Origin of the sequence: Serratia quinivorans (assembly GCF_052113645.1) — a bacterium.
In the GTDB taxonomy this organism is placed as follows: domain Bacteria; phylum Pseudomonadota; class Gammaproteobacteria; order Enterobacterales; family Enterobacteriaceae; genus Serratia; species Serratia quinivorans_B.
In genome coordinates, this window is the sequence record NZ_JBIEIU010000008.1 from 48981 (window position 1) to 66632 (window position 17652).

General features: G+C 53.4%; 17 protein-coding genes. 4 read left to right on the forward strand and 13 right to left on the reverse strand.

The genetic code is table 11. The annotated features are described in order from the left end of the window. Positions 1-45: 45 nt before the first annotated feature. Entirely contained in the window at positions 46-972 is a 927-nt protein-coding gene (locus tag ACGS9J_RS15610; protein ID WP_442231775.1) for an ABC transporter substrate-binding protein, read from the forward strand. Positions 973-1010: 38 nt separating this feature from the next. Here ACGS9J_RS15610 and ACGS9J_RS15615 read toward each other — a convergent pair whose 3' ends face one another. Continuing rightward, positions 1011-2789 (reverse strand): sigma-54-dependent Fis family transcriptional regulator, encoded by a 1779-nt coding sequence (locus ACGS9J_RS15615; protein ID WP_442231776.1) that lies wholly within the window; start codon positions 2787-2789, stop codon positions 1011-1013. Positions 2790-3068: 279 nt separating this feature from the next. On the opposite strand from ACGS9J_RS15615, the gene exaC reads away from it, so the two are divergent. After that, the gene (gene exaC, locus ACGS9J_RS15620; RefSeq protein WP_442231777.1) at positions 3069-4589 is read left to right on the forward strand and encodes an acetaldehyde dehydrogenase ExaC; all 1521 of its coding nucleotides are present in this window, start codon (positions 3069-3071) and stop codon (positions 4587-4589) included. A 58-nt stretch (positions 4590-4647) separates the two neighbouring features. Here exaC and adhP read toward each other — a convergent pair whose 3' ends face one another. The 5 genes from adhP to ACGS9J_RS15645 form a co-directional block, all read right to left on the reverse strand. Beyond that, positions 4648-5661 carry an alcohol dehydrogenase AdhP gene (adhP, locus tag ACGS9J_RS15625; protein ID WP_442231778.1) on the reverse strand — a complete coding sequence of 338 codons (1014 nt, stop codon included), beginning with the start codon at positions 5659-5661 and terminating at the stop codon, positions 4648-4650. A gap of 143 nt (positions 5662-5804) precedes the next feature. Continuing rightward, positions 5805-6005, reverse strand: a complete 201-nt coding sequence (locus tag ACGS9J_RS15630; protein WP_442231779.1) for a hypothetical protein — start codon at positions 6003-6005, stop codon at positions 5805-5807. 41 nt (positions 6006-6046) lie between these two features. Further along, entirely contained in the window at positions 6047-6145 is a 99-nt protein-coding gene (locus ACGS9J_RS15635) for a YoaK family small membrane protein (RefSeq protein ID WP_442231780.1), read from the reverse strand. A 136-nt stretch (positions 6146-6281) separates the two neighbouring features. Continuing rightward, complete coding sequence (locus ACGS9J_RS15640) at positions 6282-8033, reverse strand: ATP-binding cassette domain-containing protein (protein WP_442231781.1); 1752 nt, start codon at positions 8031-8033, stop codon at positions 6282-6284. Between the two features lie 234 nt (positions 8034-8267). Beyond that, positions 8268-9047 (reverse strand): Fic family protein, encoded by a 780-nt coding sequence (locus ACGS9J_RS15645; RefSeq protein ID WP_442231782.1) that lies wholly within the window; start codon positions 9045-9047, stop codon positions 8268-8270. Positions 9048-9319: 272 nt separating this feature from the next. Here ACGS9J_RS15645 and ACGS9J_RS15650 point away from each other — a divergent pair, with 272 nt between their 5' ends. Continuing rightward, positions 9320-9775 (forward strand): Lrp/AsnC family transcriptional regulator, encoded by a 456-nt coding sequence (locus ACGS9J_RS15650; protein WP_442231783.1) that lies wholly within the window; start codon positions 9320-9322, stop codon positions 9773-9775. Positions 9776-9781: 6 nt separating this feature from the next. Here ACGS9J_RS15650 and ACGS9J_RS15655 read toward each other — a convergent pair whose 3' ends face one another. The 6 genes from ACGS9J_RS15655 to ACGS9J_RS15680 all read right to left on the reverse strand — a co-directional run bounded on the left by ACGS9J_RS15655 (position 9782) and on the right by ACGS9J_RS15680 (position 15211). Next, positions 9782-10504 carry an ABC transporter permease gene (locus tag ACGS9J_RS15655; protein ID WP_442231784.1) on the reverse strand — a complete coding sequence of 241 codons (723 nt, stop codon included), beginning with the start codon at positions 10502-10504 and terminating at the stop codon, positions 9782-9784. Beyond that, complete coding sequence (locus tag ACGS9J_RS15660) at positions 10504-11193, reverse strand: ABC transporter permease (RefSeq protein ID WP_442231785.1); 690 nt, start codon at positions 11191-11193, stop codon at positions 10504-10506. Before ACGS9J_RS15660 ends, ACGS9J_RS15655 begins: the two co-directional genes overlap by 1 nt. 55 nt (positions 11194-11248) lie before the next feature. Then, complete coding sequence (locus ACGS9J_RS15665; protein WP_442231786.1) at positions 11249-12022, reverse strand: ABC transporter substrate-binding protein; 774 nt, start codon at positions 12020-12022, stop codon at positions 11249-11251. Positions 12023-12049: 27 nt separating this feature from the next. After that, positions 12050-12811 (reverse strand): dimethylarginine dimethylaminohydrolase family protein, encoded by a 762-nt coding sequence (locus tag ACGS9J_RS15670; RefSeq protein WP_442231787.1) that lies wholly within the window; start codon positions 12809-12811, stop codon positions 12050-12052. A 137-nt stretch (positions 12812-12948) separates the two neighbouring features. Then, positions 12949-14142, reverse strand: coding sequence for an MFS transporter (locus ACGS9J_RS15675; RefSeq protein WP_442231982.1), 1194 nt, complete (start codon positions 14140-14142; stop codon positions 12949-12951). A gap of 130 nt (positions 14143-14272) precedes the next feature. Beyond that, a complete protein-coding gene (locus ACGS9J_RS15680) occupies positions 14273-15211 on the reverse strand; it encodes a LysR family transcriptional regulator (protein ID WP_442231788.1) in 939 nt (312 codons plus the stop codon). Between the two features lie 96 nt (positions 15212-15307). Between ACGS9J_RS15680 and ACGS9J_RS15685 the strand changes: the two genes are divergently transcribed. Continuing rightward, positions 15308-16534, forward strand: coding sequence for an MFS transporter (locus ACGS9J_RS15685; protein WP_442231789.1), 1227 nt, complete (start codon positions 15308-15310; stop codon positions 16532-16534). Between the two features lie 162 nt (positions 16535-16696). On the opposite strand, the gene ACGS9J_RS15690 is transcribed toward ACGS9J_RS15685, so the two are convergent. Beyond that, positions 16697-17620, reverse strand: a complete 924-nt coding sequence (locus tag ACGS9J_RS15690) for a substrate-binding domain-containing protein (RefSeq protein ID WP_442231790.1) — start codon at positions 17618-17620, stop codon at positions 16697-16699. Positions 17621-17652 lie beyond the last annotated feature (32 nt).

The window sequence follows — 17652 nt, forward strand, 5'->3', positions numbered from 1 at the left end:
TAGTGTGCTGACCGCCTCAACCACATAATAATGCAGGTAATAATAATGATGTATAGCGCAAAACTCACCGCAGCGGCGGCACTCTTGAGCCTTTCCGCCCTGGCCAATGCCGCCCCGGGCCTGGACCTGATCGCCAACGAAACCCCCATTAACACGCAGAAAAGTCCGGAGGCCGCCGCCAAGATCCCCGCGGGGTTTAAATTCGTCGAGCCAGGCACGCTGACCGTAGCCGTGTCGATTTTGGGCAGCGGCCCGCCGTTCGGCCTGTACGCCCGCGACAATAAAACGGTGATTGGCAGCGAGTCGGATATTGCCCGCCTGGTTGCCGACGGGCTGGGGCTGAAACTCAAACTGGTGCCGACTTCGTGGGAAGATTGGCCGCTTGGCGTCACCTCCGGCAAATATGACGCCGCAATTTATAACATTACCGTCACTCAGGAGCGTAAAACCAAATTCGACTTCGCCACTTATCGCCAGGATACGCTGGGCTTCTACGTGAAAACCGACAGCAAAATCACCTCGATTAAGTCGGCGCCGGATATTGCCGGCAAGAAGATCATCGTGGATTCCGGTACCAATCAGGAAGCGGTGCTGCTCGCCTGGGATAAAGAGAATCAGGCCAAGGGATTACCTGCCCTCCAGCCCATCTACGTGACTGACAAGGCGGCCTCGACGCTGGCCATTCAGTCCGGTCGCGCGGATGCGACCTTTGGGCCGAACGTAGCCGGCGCTTATCAGGCGAAATTAACCGGTAAAACCAGGTTGGTGGGCATCGTGCCGGGCGGTTGGCCGCGCAGCGCCAACATTGCCGTCACGGTGAAAAAAGGCAATGGTCTGGTGAATGCCGTGCAGGCGTCGCTCAACAGCGCGATTGCCAACGGCAGCTACCTGAAGGTGTTGGATCGTTGGGCGGAAAGCGACGAGAAAATCGAACACTCTGATATCAACCCACAGGGATTGGGCGATAAATAATCCCCGGGCCAGGGCCCTGGAAACGGGGCCTTGGTTTATCAGCTAGCGCGGCGCTGCTTCTCCATTTTGCGATAAAGCGTACTACGCGAGATCCCTAACCGTTTTGCCGCCAGACTGATATTGCCCCTGGCGTTTCGAATAGCCTCCTGCATTGCCATCGGTAAAGTCTGCGACGCTGCCGGGTTCGCAGGTTCGCCCTGAAACGCCTCCGGCAGATCCTCATGCCTGATCAGGTTGCCGTCATCCGCCAAAGCCAGCAGCACCTTCAAGGTACTCAGCAGTTGCCGAACATTGCCGGGCCAGGAATAACCGGCCAATGCCGCGACGGCGTCCGGTGCCAGTCTGATGCCGCGCGAGTCGGCACCCAATTCACGCCACAGAGTGAGGATAAAGCGGTCAACGTGCGCCCGCTGGCGAAGCGGCAGTATGCGCAGGCTGAATTCCTGAATGCGGTATAGCAAATCTTCGCGGAAGGCCCCCGCCGCCACCTGCTGTGCCAGATCCTGATGGGTGGCGCAGATCAGCGAAAAATCGACCGTATAGCTGATGCGGCTGCCGAGCGGCGTGACCGTTTTTTCCTGCAGCACCCGCAGCAGCCGGGTTTGTAAACTCAATGGCATATCGCCAATCTCATCGAGGAACAACACGCCACCGTCAGCCTCCCTGATTTTTCCGACATAGCCTTTGGGGTTGGCACCGGTAAACGCACCGGGTGCATAACCGAAAAGCTCGGATTCGATCAGGCTTTCCGGCAACGCCGCACAGTTGATCGCCACAAAATTGCCCTGCTGCCGATGACTTTCTTCGAACAGCCGTTGGCTGAAATACTCCTTGCCGCAGCCGGTTTCGCCGCTGATGCACAACGCCAACCCGGCATTCAAAATACGCAAGGCTTTCTGCCGATCGGCACCGTCGCGATCAAAAGGCTGGACCGGCGGCCTGACGAACTGCGATTGCCGTTCCGGCATCTGTAACAGCGAATAATAGTGACGATTATTGACCGCCAGAGTTTGGCGCGGCGCGTTCAGTGTCTGACAGGACAGGTCCGGAAACAACGTGGCGAACTCCATCGAGCCAAAAGCCGCAGCGCTGAGGTTAAATTCTTGCATCGCCAACCGGTTGGCGGCGGTCAGCACCTCATCGCGAAACACCAATATCAGCTCATGCGCGCTGCCGAGCACCCGCGCGTCGCTGTGCAGGCGCAGCGTCCAGTGTCGATCGGTGACGCAGCTTGTCACCCACTGATGCTCGATGTGCCTGACGGCCTGGAGAATTAGCGAACCGGCATCGTCGTACGGACGTTGCGCCGGCGTCGAGATATCCAACACTCCGGCGATCAGGCCGTCGGGGCGGTAAATCGGTGCCGCAGAGCAATAAAGCCCCGTATTCTGATTGAGGAAATGCTCGTCGCCATTGACCTCGCACAAACCGCCCATCGCCAGTGCCGTCCCAATAGCGTTAGTGCCGCGCTCCTGCTCACCCCATAAATTGCCCGGAGCCAGAGAAACGCGCGATGCCTTACGCAAAAAATGGCTGTTGCCGCAGGTTTCCAACACCAGGCCGCTGGCATCGGAAACCACCACAATGGAAGGTTGCCGGTTGATTTCACTGCCCAGACGCTCGATTAGCGGCCGCGCCAATTGCGCTACCCAACCGTTTTGTCCACGGACTTCATTGAGCAAGGCTGGCCGGACCAAAGGGACAAGATCGTCGGCCCGGTTAAGACCATAGTGCCGACTGCGCCGCCAGGATTCAGACAAGGGGCCAGAGAGAGACAGGGTATCGCCATCATGGGTGGTGTGGTCTTTATGCAACATGCCCCTCTCCCGCCAATAAAGTGTTGCATTTTTGTATCATGAATGTGTCTCATGCGTTGCGACATGGGACACAAAAAATAAGAGAAATGAATAATACGCTATGAGTTTTATTAGCTGACACAGATATTATTGTGAATTAATTATTTGATATATAGATATTTTATTATTATCCGGCCGCGTACCAACGCAATGTGGCATAGGCCATGCTTAGGGTTCCTGTGAGGGTGCCGGCAGTCAGGCACCTACCCTACAGAGTTCGTTCCCATGAGAGGTGTTTACATGAAATACGTTCATCCCGGTTTGCCTGGTTCGCTGGTTTCTTTCAAACCACGCTACGGCAATTACATTGGCGGCAAATTTGTCGAACCCGTTTCAGGCAACTACTTCACCGACACCTCCCCGATGACAGGCCAGACCGTCGCCGAGTTCCCACGCTCCGATGCGAAAGATATCGAGCTGGCACTGGATGCAGCCCACGCCGCGGCCGAGAGCTGGGGAAAAGCCAGTGTTCAGGAGCGTTCCAACCTGTTGCTGGCGATCGCCGATCGTATGGAGTCAAAACTGGAATTGCTGGCGCTGACCGAAAGCTGGGACAACGGCAAACCGATCCGCGAAACGCTGAACGCGGATATCCCGCTGGCGATTGACCACTTCCGCTACTTTGCCGGTTGCCTGCGTGCACAGGAAGGCACCGCCGCAGAAATCGATCAGAACACCGTGGCCTACCATATTTACGAACCGCTGGGCGTGGTTGGACAGATTATTCCCTGGAACTTCCCGCTGTTGATGGCCGCCTGGAAACTGGCCCCGGCGTTGGCTGCCGGCAACTGCGTGGTGCTCAAACCGGCGGAGCAAACCCCGCTCAGCATCTGCGTGCTACTGGAAGTGATCGGCGATTTACTGCCGCCGGGCGTGCTCAATGTGGTGCAAGGGTTTGGTAAGGAAGCCGGCGAGGCATTGGCGACCAGCAAACGCATCGACAAAATTGCCTTTACCGGTTCAACCCCGGTGGGCCGCCATATTCTGGCCTGCGCAGCGGAAAATATCATTCCCAGTACCGTGGAGCTCGGCGGCAAATCGCCTAACATCTTCTTTGAAGACATCATGCAGGCCGAGCCTGAGTTTATCGACAAGGCCGTTGAGGGGTTGATTCTTGGCTTCTTTAACCAGGGTGAAGTCTGTACCTGCCCTTCACGCGCCCTGATCCAGGAGTCGATTTACCCACAATTTATGGAAAAAGTGTTGGCGCGTATCACCACTATTCGCCAGGGCGACCCCTTTGATACCGACACCATGATCGGCGCACAGGCGTCTCAGCAACAGTTCGACAAAATTCTGTCTTATATCGAGATTGCCAAAAACGAAGGCGGAAAAATTATCGCCGGCGGCGAGCGTGCCAGCCATGAACAGGGGTTGCAAAGCGGTTTTTACCTGCAACCTACCTTGATCACCGGTAATAACAGCATGCGTTTCTTCCGCGAAGAGATCTTCGGACCGGTGATCGGCGTGACCACCTTCAAAGACGAAGCCGAAGCGCTGGCCCTGGCCAACGACAGCGAATTCGGGCTGGGAGCCGGTCTGTGGACCCGCGACGTTAACCGCGCTTATCGCATGGGCCGCGCCATCAAGGCCGGACGTGTCTGGACCAACTGTTATCACCTCTATCCCGCGCATGCCGCCTTCGGTGGTTACAAAAACTCCGGCGTCGGCCGCGAAACCCACAAGGTCGCGCTGTCGCATTACCAGCAGGTGAAAAACCTGTTGGTCAGTTACGACAGTAAACCGCTCGGGCTGTTTTGATTTTTTCGCGTTACTGAAAACTAAGGCCACCTCGGTGGCCTTAATTATTTGCGCAGGATTAAGAGGTGGTCAGATCGATCACCATACGACCACGGATCGTGCCCGACTTCATCTCTTCGAAGATGGCGTTGATGTCACCCAGTGGCCGCTTGGTCACTTTCGGCGTGACTTTGCCCTCGGCGGCAAACTGGAAAGCCTCTTTAAGGTCTTCACGGGTGCCCACCAGTGACCCCACCACCTGAATACCGTCCAGTACCAAGCGTGGAATGCTCAGGTCCATACTCTCCGGCGGTAGCCCCACGGCCACGACCTTGCCCCCGGCGCGTACGGCATTCACCGCGGAGTTAAAGGCCGAACGCGCCACCGCAGTGACCACGGCGGCGTGAGCGCCACCGACTTTTTGCTGAATGATTTCTTCGGCGTTTTCGGTTTTGGAGTTGATCACCAGATCGGCACCAATTTCTTTGGCGAAATCCAACTGGCCCTGATTAACGTCAATGGCGATCACTTTGGCGTTGAACACGTTCTTGGCGTACTGCAATGCCAGATTGCCCAAGCCACCCAGACCGTAAATCGCGATCCACTGCCCCGGTTTGATGTCGGAAATTTTCACCGCTTTATAGGTGGTGACCCCGGCGCAGGTAATGCTGCTGGCAGCAAAGGAGTCCAGACCATCCGGTACCTTGACCGCATAGTCTGCCACCACGATGCACTCTTCCGCCATGCCGCCATCGACGCTGTAACCGGCGTTTTTAACCGAGCGACACAGAGTTTCGTTGCCGTTGACGCAATATTCGCAATGGCCGCATCCCTGATAGAACCAGGCGACGCTGGTACGATCGCCGACTTTTAACGAGGTCACCCCTTCACCGACCGCGGTAACCACCCCGATCCCTTCATGACCCAGAGTAATCCCGGGTACTTCGCCAAAATCCCCATTCTTGACATGAAGATCGGTATGGCAAACTCCACAACACTCCATTTTGAGTGCCGCTTCGCCGTGTTTCAGCGGACGAAGCTGTTTTTCCTGAATATCTACACTATGACTTTTAGTGACTACGGCAGCTTTCATAGGACATATCTCCTCAGGTGAGTTGAAGTACAGTTGTTAATGTAGTTACTTGGAACCCTGAGAGCAAGGCATGCGGCGTTTTGTTTAAAAACAAATATTTAATATCGTCAGGCGTCGTTGATTTTCTTAAGCAAGAATCATGATTAACGCTTGGTTTTAGTGATTTTTGTCGCCTTGGCGGGGTTGCCGGCAACGAATTCCAGGGTCGGCGAGTAGTAAAAAGGCAACCAGGCATGGTAACTGCTTTCCCATTCCCATTTGACCGGGCAAGGCCACAGAATATCTTCATGCAGGATGTAATAAACCCATCGCCCGTGCGGGCGGCGCGGTTTGGCTGTTTTCATAGACCCTGATTTTTTTTGCCTGGAGGGGTTATCGATGATGTTCAACTACCTGGATTGGCATAGCCGCCAACAATAAACCAAAGCAACAAGACCACGGCCGAAGCAATAATAGCAATGGGAAAGAAATAGCCGATCTTCATGTTAAATTCTCTTTGTCATCAGGGATACAGAGTTACCTGGGACAAATTTAACATGGACCGCGGTCCGCAAGCCATCTTTCCCGCCAGAGCGCTAACAGCCTGAGACAGGCGGCTTCGGTCTTGTTCGTGCTCTGCCTCAGCCGGCCTCCTTTAACGCCTCTTGCCGCAGAATCGATTGAATATAGGCATTTTTGTTTTTTAAGGTCACAAAGTCACCGCTGGCGACGATACGGCCACTGTCCATAACGAGGATTTCATCCGAGAAATCGAAGGTGGAACTCCGATGGCTAATGTTCAATATCAAGGCATTGGGATAGCAAGTTTTAATATTGCGCATGATCCCTCTCTCATTGATCACATCCAATGCTGATGTCACCTCATCAAGAATGATGATACTGGGCGTCCGTAAAAAAAGGCGTGCCAGAGACAACCGCTGACGCTGGCCGCCAGAAAGCGTTACCCCATTGTCACCGATTCTCATATCCAGCAAATCAGCACACCCATCGTTAACCAGATCATCGAGCCTGGATAACCTAAGTGCCATGGCTAATTGTTCATCCGTAGCTTCCGGGCAGGCTATCTTTAGGTTGAATCTCAACGTATCCATAAAAATATAGTCATTTTGTGAAACATGGAAAATCAACTCAGCCCGCTGATCCGAAGATAATTCATTAATATTCCTATTGTTAATGAGGATCTCACCCTGCTCTGGCTTAACCTCTCCCGCTAACAGTTTAGCCACCGTACTTTTTCCCGAACCGCTACGTCCGGTTAAGGTGATAAAATGCCCTTTGTCGATCTCAAGATTAAGGTCATGGATGATAGCTCCCCCCTCACCTTGATAAGAGAAACCCAGGTCTTTCATTTTCATTGTATCGACAGGCTTGATCTGTTCTAAATCAGCTTCTCTCGCCACAGCCATCGGCATGGCACTAATAAAACCGTAAAGAGACACTGTAGATTTCTGCAGTGCAGTATACATTGACCCCATGCTTTCCAAAGGTGAAGACAGCAACAATATATAAGATGAAATCATCACGAAATGGCCGATACTGATACTCCCACTCATAACCTGATACAAAGAGTAGAGGAAGGACAAACCAAAGAAAAGGATGTTGCAGGCGGATTCGACCAGCAGGAAACGCATATCTTCCTTTAGCAAGTTTTCATGTTTTGTTTCGATTTTATTAAGCAAGGCCTCATAGCGGCCAAACAGGTAGTCATAAGAGTTACATACTTTAGCCGCTCCCATATTCTTGACGCTATCGGTGATTAGACTGTATTTCTTTACTGAGGTGTTGTAGAAATCGTTATATAGCCCAACAATCTTTGGGTTAAAAGCCCCCTTGATGATGAAATACAGTAAAAAATACAGCGTAAACAGCATCGCAACAATGTAGTCACCAGACATGACAATGAAAGCCACGCTGATAATTAACTGCAACAGCGGTGGGATAAAGTTATGAGAGATATTTCTTAACAATACGGTGAGTTCATCTATAGCCTGATTCAGCCGCTGAGTGATGTCTCCGGTGTTTTCATGGATTTTTATAGCATCAGTATTATAAAACAAGCTTTTGAAGTAATCATTTGTCATACTGATGACCAAGTTATTTCTTAAAGAGGTGATGAGAATAAAATTCAGAGCGGATGTGAGTTTCCTTAAGCTCATTACGACAATGTAACCAAGCGCTAGTACATATATTATAAACTTAAAATCAACGGATTCACTTTCAATTCCGCCGATTATCTTTGCCATGATAACAGGCTGTACTGATATTAAAACTGTAGACAGAAGCGAAATGGCTATAATGACAAAAAACTTTCCCTTGGCCGACAAACTGGATGTACTTTTAAAGTATCTTATTATAAACAAAAAACTTTTCATTCGGCATCCTTTTTCACATACCACAAAGCATAGCGGGGGCCCCCACTATGCTTTTAGTTTTAGCGCTTAATAAATCTGCTGTAACCCAGTGTCGGGTCGATTTTATCAACCTGAGTATCCGTCATGGTTGTTGTTTTAATCAATAAAAGATCTCTTTCATTCAGCATGTAAGCTCCTTTTTTAAATTAAAGTAAGATGTATAGCATGCGATCATTTATTCACATGCTAGACATGTTACTCAGCTATATTTTCATGGATAATATCTATGCACTTACAATAAAACATAATAACTGAGTCCCACTCTGAAAACAAAAACGCCTCCCTTAAACTTAGAACGTACCCACTTCTGGCAACGTGACAAAGTTCTGTCATCGGAATATAGTTATTTATATCTCTACCTAATATCAAATTGAATAACACTCTAGATACACGGCCGTTCCCGTCATGCAAGGGATGAATATGCATAAAGAAAACCGATGCGATAATTGAACAAAAAAGTTTATTGTCTGTATAATTATTTAAAATAAACAGCCTTAACTTTCTTAGTTCTGATGACAAATGCTGAACGTCCAAAAACTCCGTATAACTTCCATCTGATTCAGGGACCGTCCTGACGCTCACTGTCCTTACGCCATTTTCAGTGCTGAATTTAAGCCCCATGGAAACAATAAAACTCATGAAACTATCATCGTCCCTTAAAATATCAACGAGTATCTTATCTAAAGAAGAAAAAGCCAAGAAATCCTTGTTGCTGCTCTTGTTTTCGTTAGCAAACATTATGTTATCGACATAGGCACTCAAGCGGTGTTTCAAAACTGAAGTTCTGTTCGTTTTTAAAGCACCCTCTACATTCCTCATAAATGTATCGTAATTTACCCCTGAGCGTATGCCATTCTGCAAAATCAACGTACTGCAATTTATAATACTCCATGAACCGCTCCCAACATCCTCATGGCGAGGGTAGTTCAGCGGCATTAGCTTAATCACATTCCCTTGTAATAAATAGTTATTCATCACACTGCCTCTAAGTTTTCGCTGTATTTATAGTTAATTTTTTTAATCTATTTAAATGACATTAAAGTTTCAAAATGATTAATTTTTATTAACAATTAGCCAGATTTGGATCCATGAAATCAAATTAAAGAGGACGCCAACTCACCGCCGCCCGCGTAGGCGGTCTTACCGGCAATCTTCATCCCTTCGGCCGCCAGGATGACAAAAGGCGCTTGCCGACAGGGTATGTTCAGGTAACTTATGATGTTTACTTTTCATTGGACGCCCTATCTGTGGAAAAGAAAGCCCGGCTTGATCGCATCGACAAAAAAATCCTTGAAATACTGTGCCGGGATGGCCGCATTTCCTATCAGAAGCTGTCCGAGCAAGTCAACCTGACCGCCCGCCCTTGTCAGGAGCGAGTCCGGGGACTGGAGCGTGACGGCATTATCCGTGGCTACAGCGCCATTATCGAACTGCCGGAGCCGGAACATGCGTTCGTGATCCAGGCGCAGATCGCGCTGGCCGATCACGGTCATTCTCAACCGGCGTTCGAACAGGAGATGCGTAATACCCCGGAAGTGCTGGATTGCTGGCTGGTCAGCGGCAACTTCGATTTTCTGGTGCGTATTGGTTGCCGCAGCATGGAAAACTACCGGTTGCTGGCCGACAGCTGGCTGACCAGCAAAAAGTTTCGGGTGGATAAAATCGTCACGCTGACCGAGCTGCAAGCCATCAAACGTTCCTGAACCGCCTCAATCGCGCCGGATAAATGCCAACCAGCGTCGCTCCGCCCGTGAAAACAGGAATATCAGCAGGAAGGTACAAAGCAGATACAGCGCCGCCGCCATCAGAAACGGAATAAAGGGCGAATAGGTGGCGGCATAAAGCGCGCGGGCCACCCCGGTGATATCCAGCAGCGTCACGGTGCTGGCCAGCGAGGTGGCATGCAGCAAAAACACCATCTCGTTATTGAGCGCAGGAATGCCGCGCCGCAGCGTGGCCGGCAACACCAACCTGCGGATGATCTGCCACTGACTCATGCCATAGGCTTCCCCGGCTACCCACTCCTGGCGCGGAAAGGTTTCCATCATGCCGGCGAGCAGTTGCGCGACGTAGGCGCTGGTATTGAGCACCAACGCCAGCGTGGCGCAGAAAGTGGCGTCACGAAACAGCAGCCAGAAAGGTTGGTCGTTCTGCCAGCCCAATTGCACCACGTCAAACTGCGACAGGCCGTAGTAAATCAGCATCAGTTGCAGGTACAGCGGCGTACTGCGGAAAAAATAGGTCACACTGCGGATCAGGCAAGACACCGGGCGCGGGCCATAAACCTGACCAATCGCCATCAGCATCGCCAGCGCTAAACCGGGGACCACCGACAGCAAGAACAATTTGGCGGTCATTGCCAACCCGGTAAGCTCCGAGCCGTCGCTCCACAAAAAGCTCGGTGCGGCCTCGAGCATATTTTGCAGGTTCATCAGCGCGCCCCCGCGTTGGAGGACGCCAGGGCATAACGGCGTGACAGCCGGCTAAATCCCCAACTGGATATCGCGGTGATCGCCATATAAATCAGCGCCACCAGGAAATAAAACAAAAAAGGTTTTTGCGTTGCGCGCCCTGCCTGCTCGGCCAGCCACACCATGTCCTCAAGCCCGAGGATCGACACCAGCGCCGAAGCCTTCATCAGCCCCAGCCAGTTATTGTTGATGCCGGGGATCGCGAAGCTCAGCATTTGTGGCAGCAGAACACGGCGAAACACCTGGCCCGGACGCATGCCATAGGCCATGGCGGCCTCCAACTGGCCGCGTTCCACGGTTAGAAACGCGCCACGGAAGGTTTCGGTATAGTAAGCGCCGAACACGAAGCCAATCGCCAGCACCCCGGAGATAAAGGTGTTAAAGCGCAGCGGGCCCAGCCCCAGCAGGCCAAGGAACCCGTTGACCAGCATCTCGCCGCCAAAAAACAGCAGCAGCATAATCACCAGCTCAGGGATGCCCCGCACCAGCGTGGTGTAGCCGGTCGAAATCCAGCGTAACCAGCGCGGCCCAAACAGTTTGATCAACGCATTGATCAGCCCGAGCGCCAGTGCCACCGCCAGCGAGAGCAACATCACGCACAACGACAGCGCCGCACCATGCGCCAGCAACGGCAAATACTCTGTGACCATTCCCGGCCTCCCATACTTGAGTGAATGCCGGGCCTGCCGGCGTTAGCTCGCCGGTTCAGTTCCCGTAGATATCGAAGCTGAAGTATTTTTTCTGGATGGCGGCATAGGTGCCGTCGGCGCGAATGGCCTTGATAGCGCCGTTAAGCGCATCGCGCAGCGCCGGGTTGTCTTTGCCCACCGCGATGCCGACGTCGGAGGAAATGCTGCTGTCTTCGATCACCGGCCCGGCAAAGGCGAATTTCTGCCCACGCGGGGTATCGATAAAGCTGCTGGCGGCTTGGGTATTGTCCTGCAACGACGCGTTAATGCGCCCGGACATCAGGTCCAGATAGACATTATCCTGGTTGGCGTAAGAGACAATTTTCACCCCTTTGCCGCCCCAGTGTTGCTTCGCGTAGGCCTCATGTATCGAGCCGGTCTGCACGCCGACGGTTTTGCCTTTCAGGTTGGCGACGTCAGGCAGTAAAGCGCTGCCCTTGCGCGCCACCAATTGGGCAGAACTGCGGTAATAGCGATCGGTAAAATCCACCTCTTTTTTGCGTTCATCGGTGATGGTCAGCGAAGCGATAATGGCATCGAATTTATGGGCGTTGAGCGCGGCGATCATGCTTTCGAAGGGTTGTTTGACGAACACGCATTTGGCATGCAGCTGAGTACACAACGCATTGGCAATGTCGATATCGAAACCGGTGATATCACCGTTGGGCGCGAGCACGTCAAACGGTGGATAGCCGCCGTCAACGCCAAAGCTGATGGTGTCGAAGGCCTGAGCCGCCGCAGGGCCGCCCAACGCCAGGCTGGTCAGTAATACCACTAATGTTTTTTTCATGGCTGAGATCCCCGGTAAAAGTCGCTGCTAGAAACGAAGTGACAGGCAGGTCAGGCCGCCGTCCATTTTTTTGAATTCGCTGGTGTCGAGCTGAACGATCGGCATACCCAACTTTTCGATTTGCGCGAGCGTATGCGGGTAGCCCTGCGGGGTAATCAGCGTATCGTTGATCCACAGCGTATTCCCGGCATAGGACTCCGCCTCGGGTATGACGATCGAACTAAAACCGCTGAAGGCAGGATGGTGTTGGTAGTCTTCTGTCAGCAACAGGGTGTTGCGGCCAACGTAGTTCACGATAGATTTCAGGTGCAGACCGGCGCTGACTTCTATGGCGGTCACCCGATAACCATAGGGTTCTACCGCCGCGGCGAACTCGCCAATGCCAACCTCATCGGTACGGGCGGTCAGACCGACGAAAAACTGGCGATCGACCAGCAGCACGTCACCTCCGTCAAGATGACCGCGCTCGCTCATGCGCACCACCGGACGTTCGCCTTCAAACAGCGGCGCAATGGTGGCGACCTCGCCCTGGCGGCTGGGTGCGCCTGGATGGGTGATCACCGCCAGTTCCGGCATCACGACCGCCGTATCTTCAACAAAGTGTGCGTCAGGAAATACCGGGGCCGCCGGTAACACGATCACTTTCAGGCCCAGGCGCAGCAAGGTGTCCACATAGGCCAAAAACTGACGGCCGGTGGCCGCGATATCCGGTGCGCCCAGTTGGGCCGTGGTCTGGCCCCTGCCGCAGCTGTCGGCAGGGAGTCTGGCAATGGCTTGAGTAAAGTGCATGGCGATTCTCTCGATTGAAAAGGACGGTCACTGTTGTTTCGATTATCAAACAGATACCCCCGCCAATCAGGTTGAATAAGCTCACCTGCACTTCAGATTTACGCTGTATATGGCCCCGCCAACGACCCATTCCGCTGTCAGGTATTTTTGTACGCCACGGGTGCCAGCCGCATCCCCAACAAAGTGATCACACAAATGGCTGCACCGGCATAGAAAGTGGAAGCCGCGCCCCAGGTTTCCCAGAGTAGACCGGCCCCCAGGCTCGCCAGCAACAGCGCCACCCCGCTCATCAGATTAAACATACCGTAGGCGGTCCCGCGCAGATCAGCCGGTGCGGTATGGGCGATCATGGCGGCCAACAGGCCCTGAGTCATCCCCATATGCACGCCCCACAGTGCCACCCCGAACAAGATGCCGGCCCAATGCTGGCTGACGGCCAGGACGATATCCGCCGCAATCAGCACCACTAAACCGGCTTGCAGCATGGTGCTGTGGCTCATGCGATCCGAAAGTTTGCCAAACGGATAGGCGGATAAGGCATAGAGTAAGTTCATCGCCACCATCACCAGCGGGATCAAGGCCAGCGGGATATCCATTTGTTGTGCGCGCAGCACCAGAAATGCCTCGCTGAAACGGGCGAGCGTAAATACCGCCCCCAGGCCGACCACCCACCAATAGGCTTTCCCCAGCCGCCGCAGGTTCGCGCGGGTTATCGGATTGCTGCGCTTATGCTCAATCGGTGCCTTGGGCTCCTGCAGGCCGAAAAACAGCAGCGCGATGGCCAGCACGCCCGGGATCACCGCGACCCAAAAAATGGCCCGAAAATCATCGTGCCACAGCAGCATCAACCCAACGGCCAACAGCGGCCCCAAAAAGGCGCCGACGGTATCCAGCGATTGGCGTAATCCAAACGCGGCACCGCGGATCTCCGCCGGCGTAACATCCGCCACCAACGCATCACGGGGTGCGCCACGGATCCCCTTACCCACACGGTCCAGCAAACGGGCACCCATAATGACGCCGGATGAACTGGCGATAGCAAAAAAAGGTTTGCTGATGGCCCCCAACCCATACCCCAGCAGCGCCAACCCTTTGCGCTTGCCAATGTAATCGCTGAGTACGCCGGAAAACACCTTGATGATTAACGCAGTGGCTTCCGCCAGGCCTTCAATCAAACCAATCACCACGACGCTGACACCCAGGGTAGTCACCATAAACAAGGGCAGCAGGCTGTGGATCATTTCCGAAGAGACATCCATTAATAAACTGACACCGCCAAGCACCCAGACACCCTTGGGAATGCGGGCCAGCGTTGAAAAACGAGAGAACATCATGTTACTCCGCCGATCACAAACTTGAATTTAGTCCGTCATTAAAGCAGCCAAATGCATCATTGGTAAGATGCAAAAGAAAATAATTCTTATTCAAGGTGATTTCATGCCATTGCGCTGTACGGCCTATTTAAGCCGTTGGTGCAGTTGCGCCGGTGATGCGTGGCATCACCTCTTTCATCATCTCAAGGAATTTACGCAACCGTGCCGGGTAATAGCTGGCATACGGATAAAGCAGATAAATCGGTAAAGGGGCTGCACGCCATGCCGGCATTAGAGGGATAAGAGTGCCCTGTTCCAGATCCTGCTTGACCACCCAGGATGACAACATCGCTATCCCTACGCCGTTCAACGCAGCTTTACGCACCGCATAAAGACTGTCGGTGCTTAATCTGGGCGCGATATCAAAACGACAGGCTTCACCGCTATCACGATGGGTCAAGGTGACTTCGTTACGATAAAAGCTATTCAACGCCAACCAGGGTAACTGCGCTAAATCACCGATCTGCTTCAGAGGATCATGACCTGCTAATAAGCTCGGTGCCGCCACCACAATACGCGGCACTTCCGCCAGTAATACCGCCACCACAGAAGGATCGGTCACGGCTCCAACGTGGATCGCGCAATCCACGCCTTCAGGAATGAAATCAGGCGAGTGGTCGTTGAGTGTCCACTCCACGCTGGTCTGGCGATAACGTTGCAAATAGTCGCCCAACGGCCCAATCAACTGATCTTGGCCGAAAGCATGCGGCGCACGTACCCGTAATACGCCGACCGGCTCATCGCGCACGCCACGCAGCTCATCCTCTATGATTTGCCACTGCTCTATCAGCTTGCGCGCATGTTGATAACAACGTTCGCCGTCATCCGTCAGCTTCATGCTGTGAGTGGTGCGCTGGATTAATTTAACACCCAGTAGTTGTTCCAACACCTGGAGCCGCCGACTAACAGTGGGTTGGGAAGTCTGCATTTGCACTGCGGCCGCTGAGAGGCTGCCGCTGTCTACGATACGCACCAAAGTTTGCAGCATGGCTATGCGATCGCCGTTGGGAAATAAGTTTTTATTCATACGTATTATGTATAACAGTTTTACCTGTATGGGGACTACAGTTTGCGGCAGATCCAGCCAAAAATAAGCACACTTTATGTCTTCGAGATAACCACCATGAGTCTGATTTCATCACCCAATAACACCGGTGCCACACCGACCAATGCCCTTTCCGCCAAAGTTGTCTTTTTGCTGGCGAGCGGTGCCGGTCTTAGCGTGGCATCCATTTACTACAGCCAGCCAATGCTGGGCATTATGGGCGATGCGTTCCATGCCGGAGTGAGTGACACCGGTTGGGTGCCTACGCTGACTCAGGCAGGCTACGCGTTAGGGATCTTGCTGTTGGCCCCATTGGGTGATCGCCACGATCGCCGCCAAATCATCCGCATAAAAGGTGTACTGCTGGCGCTCACCCTGCTGCTTTGCGGTTTTTCATCATCATTCCCGCTGCTGTTGCTCAGCAGTCTGGCGATCGGTTTAGCCGCCACGGTGGCGCAGGACATTATCCCTGCGGCCGCAACGCTGGCTACCGACGCTAACCGAGGCAAAACAGTAGGTACCGTCATGACCGGGCTGCTGGCGGGCATTTTGCTCTCGCGTGTTTTCAGTGGGGTGGTCGCGGAATATTTCGGATGGCGCAGCGTTTATCAGTTGGCGGCCGTGGCGGTGCTGGCGATCAGTTTCGCTATCGGGGCCGTATTACCACGTTTAAAGCCCAACACCACGCTCAGCTATCCGGCGCTGTTGCGTTCTTTAGGCCATTTATGGGCAGAATATCCGGAGCTACGGCGTGCCGCGTTGGCACAAGGCTTGCTGTCGATAGCCTTCAGTGCTTTTTGGTCCACACTTGCAGTGATGCTGGCGGAACGTTATCAGCTAGGCAGCGCAGTCGCCGGTGCTTTTGGCCTGGCTGGCGCGGCGGGTGCATTGGCTGCCCCCTTGGCAGGCATGTTGGCCGATCGTCACGGACCGGATTACGTCACTAAAATGGGTGCCGCCACAGTGGTGGTGTCATTCGCCCTGATGTTCCTGCTGCCATTGCTGCCGCTCCCCGCTCAGTTGGCGTTGATTGCCCTGAGTGCTATCGGTTTCGATCTCGGTATCCAGGCCACGCTGGTCGCGCATCAGACCATTATTTACGCCATCAACCCGGCCGCACGCAGTCGGCTTAATGCCATCATGTTCACCCTGGTGTTTATCGGTATGGCAAGCGGTGCCGCTATGGGCAGCAAGATCCTGGAAAGCGCCGGTTGGCCTGGCGTGGTGGCACTGGCTACGCTGACGGCCGCAGGCGGCCTGGCCCTGAGATTATTCGCCAAAACCGTCCCGCGCGTTACCGCCTGAGAAAAGTGCGTCAACGATAGCTGCAACCACTGCGGCTATCGCCTTTTAATCCCTCATCGCTTCCGCATCGTTTTCTGCACAAGACCCAACGGTCTTCGACCAGCCGTTGCACATGACTGCCGCTACGACGCCATCGCCTCACGGCCATCAGGGTCACTATATCTACTTCTGGTTAGCGGCCTGGAACTCGGCCAGATCCTGCTGGGTGATGGTTTTGTAAGGCACCCAGTTATAGGGCTCGACCTGTTGTTTTTCCAACAGCGCCTTGGCCACCTGCACGGCGCCAATGGCCTGCCCTTTGGCGTCCTGGAAAATGGTCAACGTCATGCTGCCGTTTTTAATGAATTGCTGACCATCCGGCGTACCGTCGATACCCGCCACCAGAATGGTTTTGTTTTTGGCCTGATTCAGCGCCATGATGGCGCCAATCGCCATTTCGTCGTTGTTGGCGGCGATGGCATCAATCGGGCGGCCGTTCAGCAACCAACCGGATACCACATCCACCGCCTCGTTACGCTGCCATTTGGCGGTCTGCTTCTCCAGTACCTTCATATCTTTGTATTTGGCGATCACTGCTTCCACGGCACGGGTGCGCTCGCGTGCTTCTTCATTGGACAGCGCCCCCATCAGGATCGCCACGTTCCCACGGTAGTTCATCTTTTTCGCCAGGGCTTCCATCTGCATTTCACCGCCCACCGCAGAGTCCGAGCCTACGTAGGCCATGTCCTTGCCCAGTTTCACCTCCGGTTTGCGGTTAACGAATATCAGCGGGATATTGGCGCGTTGGGCCGCGTCCATCATCGGTTTCACGCCCTGGGTATCCACCGGGTTGAGGATAATGGCGTCCACCCCGAGATTGATAAAATCGTCCACCTGCTGCACCTGCAGCGCCACGTCCCCTTTGGCATCGACAAACTGACCGTCCATGTTCAACTGCTTCAGTTCGCTCACCATCTGCGAGCGAAGAATAGAGACAAAGTTAAGATCGAAGTTGGCCAGCGCCACCCCGACCTTATAGGTTTTCGCCTGGGCGCTGAAGCTCATGACGATGCTCAGCAATATCAGTAGCAAGCTTTTGGTTTTCATGATGACATCCTGTAGGTTGAGGTTTATTTATT